Source organism: Sporomusa sp., from assembly GCF_057736855.1.
In genome coordinates this window covers 1-3,592 of the sequence record NZ_JBYKYF010000304.1, presented here as the reverse complement: position 1 = coordinate 3,592, position 3,592 = coordinate 1, and the positions used below count along the sequence as shown (strand labels likewise).

Sequence of the window (3,592 nt, the reverse complement as noted above, 5' to 3'; positions counted from 1 at the left end):
GGATACCCCGATAATTCCAGGATCGGCCAACGGATTGCTAAATATGCCTTGCATAACAGCTCCTGAAACTGCTAGCGCCGCCCCCACTAAAAGCCCTACCAGCATACGCGGCAGGCGAATATGCCAGATAACCGAAATTTGTTCTTGCGTAATATCTGCTGCCGCGATACCGGGTAAATGTAACTGTTGGCCAATAATAGCCAAGGTGGCATTGATAGGTACGGTTACCTGTCCCCAGGCTAACGAACATACACTTACAACAATCAGCAGGATTCCCATCCCGCAGAAAAACATTACTTTACTTTTAACCCTGCCTATCATCTTATCTTATCCTTTTTATTATTTCATACCTATCATTTTAGAAAGAGTATTTAACTCCCAATACGAAATGGCGGGATGTCATGGGGTAGTTGCCCCGTTTACCGCTGCCGTCAGAAGCAATGCTAGAGTTCAACTCATATGCTTTATCTCCTAAATTATAGATATTGAAATAGATACTGGCATCTTGCGTCATTTTATAATTAGCAGATAAGTTCCATACCCAGTAGTTGCTGTCAACGAAATAATTTTTATCAAGACCTGTTGCACTCTGACCGTTGACATTCACATCTAACTTAGAATCCGTATAACCTACTTTTACTCGATAGCCATTAGGCTGACTATTTTTGCGATCGCGTGTATAACCGGCATTATCACGATTTTCCTTAATATTTACATAGGAATACCCCAGTTCGGTATAGTAGTGCTCCGACAACTTATGCTTAACATCAAGTTCGAAACCGCGTTTCTTTTGTTCGGCAATATTACGTACCTTTGAATTCCAAAATTCGTCCCAGTCCCAGTCAATAGCATTGGTCAATTCACTGGTAAAATAATTGGCAGTTACCAATGTATTATCATCAAGTTTTTTATTCACTCCGACACTAATTACATGACCTTTTTCCGGCTTAAGATTAGGATCTCCTTTTGCCCATGAACCATAAGCTGGGTAGTCCAAATCATAATACAAATCATCTAGAGTTGGTGCCTTAAATACTTTATTGTACGAGAAGTAAATATCGGTATCGCTGTCAGCACTATAGTTCACATTCACTTTGGGAGTCGTCTGTCCACCAAACTTGCTGTGGTGATCATAACGCACGCCTGGTGTCATTGTCCATTTGTCGTCTAACTTAAAAATATCCTGCAAATAGATTGCTGTATTAGTAACTGATTTATTGGTATAATTTTCGGTCTCTTGATATTCATCCTGATATGTATTTTCCAAAACTTTTCCTTTTTCCCAGTCGACGCCAGCAATCAGTTTTTGTTTTTCATCCAGTTGCCAGCCCGTCTGATAGGCAAAACCCTGTACCCTACTTTTATACGTACCATAAAATCCCTGGCTTGCATAGTTGGCATATATTCGGGCAAAACCCGCTACAGCTTTCTGCTTATTGAAATCATAAGTCAATGCCCAGTTATTTGATAAACTTGTCAAATAATCGAAAGGCCCGTTAGGAGAACTAACTGAAACAGGCCGTCCACCTTCATCATTCCAATGTTCAAAATTGAATGTAAGAGAACGGTTGTCATCAATCTCTTTATCCAGCCGCATAGTAAAGCCTTCGCCCTCATAACGGGAATTAGGCCAGCGATAACTGTCCCCTTTATTGCTGCCGGGTGTTAAATCAGGATTAAGTACATTGTATTTCGCATAATCCTGTTCCTTTTTATTGGCGGTAATGTACCAACTGAAGCCATTTTCGCTGCCCTGAGTACTCAAGCCGTAGTTGCGCGCACCCCAGGAGCCGGCAGAGAAGTCTACCGTAGTTTTAGATTCCGTACCTTTGCGGGTAATGATATTAATGACTCCGCCGACAGCATCAGAACCGTATAACGCACTGGCACCGCCCTTGACAATTTCAATTCGCTCAATATTATCCAGGGAAATAATGGAGTTGAGATCAATACTGGCCCTGCCGCCATTTACTGTACCCTGAGGGCGGCTGATTCTTCGCCCATCAATCATAACCAGTACGCGGTCATCGCCGTTTAAAAAGATTGTCTGACCGGCACCGGCAAACCCTTTGGAAGTAACAATAACCCCGTTAACATCCCGCAGTACATCACCCAAGTTGGCATAAGGTCCATTTTCAATCTGTTCTTTGGAAACAACCGTAACATTGGCCGCCGTTTTCGAGGCTTCTGTCGGTACCCGGTTAGCTGTTACCACCATCGCATCCAGTGAAAATACTTCTTGATTGTCTGTTTCCTCGGCCAGTACAATGCCCGGTATTTGAAAGAGCAACGCACTGGTTACCATAGCACATAGCCATTTGCTTGTTTTTTTATTTTTTTTGCTTTTCATAATTCTTCTCTCCTTGGTTACGCTTTCAGTTTAAAAACCACTGGCAAAATAGTTTGGCAGGCAATAGCCTGGCCTGTCTCCCGTACCTTGGCTGGAACAAAGCGCCAGCGCTGCACAGCAGCCGCAGCCGCTTCGTCCAACAATTCTGAACCACTCGATTGCTGGATAGTTACCGTTCCTACACGACCATTGGGCAAAACTTCAATTTTGAGCACGACTGTGCCCTCAATGCCGGCCCGCCGCGCCTGCTCCGGATAATTAGGCTCGCGGCGTGACAATATCCCCGGCGGAATAACGCCCCCAGCCGTGCCACGACCAGTACCATTGCCACTACCAGTGCCTTGACCCACGCCGGAAGCACCACCGCCAACTGGTGTTCCGCCACCGCCCGCCACTGATGCACTGGCGGCAACAGCATTATTATCAACAGCTACCATCGCCATCTCACTGGTCGCCACTACTGGTACTGGCTGCGTTGATTCAGCTACTGGTGCTGGCTGCACCAGTGTAGGCTGCGGCAAATCAGGCACAGACGGCTGACTGGCCGGAGCTGCCGCTGGTTCGGTATTTGCTAGGAGCGGTCCTTCCGGCCCATCGGTTAACTCCAGTTCAATCAGTGTTTCCGGTATAGGTTCAGATAATAAAGCCTGTCCTGCCAGCCAGCCGGCTCCGGTTAACACAATACTGTGGAAAATTAACGACATAGCCAAAGCTTTTCGCCAACGTGAACCTGCCCCCCAATCCATTACTGACCCTTCCTTTCAGTAGCGATAGCCACCCGTTGGGCTCCCGCTAATTTCAATTCATCAAGGACAGCCACAACTTTACCATATTCCGCTGCTTTATCAGACCGCAGAATAAAAACCAGGTCTCCCTGCTTAGCCATCTCCAGTTTTACCCGTTTTTGCAATAGTTCCAGCGGTATCTCTTCCTGTTCAAACAGTATCCGGCCATCTTTGGTAACGGCAATGGCCACACTATGCGGTTTATCACTCTGCGCGGAAACAGCCTGAGGTAAATTAACAGGAATGGTTTGCTGCTCAACCATATAAAGAGTACTCATAATAAAAAACACTAACAAAAAGAAGATAATATCAATCATGGGAATAATCATCAGCTTGGGCTGACGCTCTGAACGCAAATTACGCAATTTCATGATGTTTCTCCTGTTTGATATGCCCCAGTACCAGCAGGCAAATCTGCTCAACATTAGTAATCATCTGATCCAACCGGTGGTTGAAA

At 45.3% G+C, this 3,592-nt stretch carries 4 protein-coding genes; all 4 read right to left on the bottom strand.

What is annotated here, in order from left to right:
• On the bottom strand, positions 1–321 hold a 321-nt coding region (locus AC29Z1_RS15130), incomplete at its 3' end, for an iron chelate uptake ABC transporter family permease subunit (protein WP_488272289.1).
• A gap of 37 nt (positions 322–358) precedes the next feature.
• The gene (locus tag AC29Z1_RS15125) at positions 359–2,350 is read right to left on the bottom strand and encodes a TonB-dependent receptor plug domain-containing protein (RefSeq protein WP_488272288.1); all 1,992 of its coding nucleotides are present in this window, start codon (positions 2,348–2,350) and stop codon (positions 359–361) included.
• 17 nt (positions 2,351–2,367) lie between these two features.
• Positions 2,368–3,096: an energy transducer TonB gene (locus AC29Z1_RS15120; RefSeq protein ID WP_488272287.1), complete on the bottom strand. Its 729-nt coding sequence runs from the start codon at positions 3,094–3,096 to the stop codon at positions 2,368–2,370.
• Positions 3,096–3,506: an ExbD/TolR family protein gene (locus AC29Z1_RS15115; RefSeq protein ID WP_488272286.1), complete on the bottom strand. Its 411-nt coding sequence runs from the start codon at positions 3,504–3,506 to the stop codon at positions 3,096–3,098. Before AC29Z1_RS15115 ends, AC29Z1_RS15120 begins: the two co-directional genes overlap by 1 nt.
• Positions 3,507–3,592 lie beyond the last annotated feature (86 nt).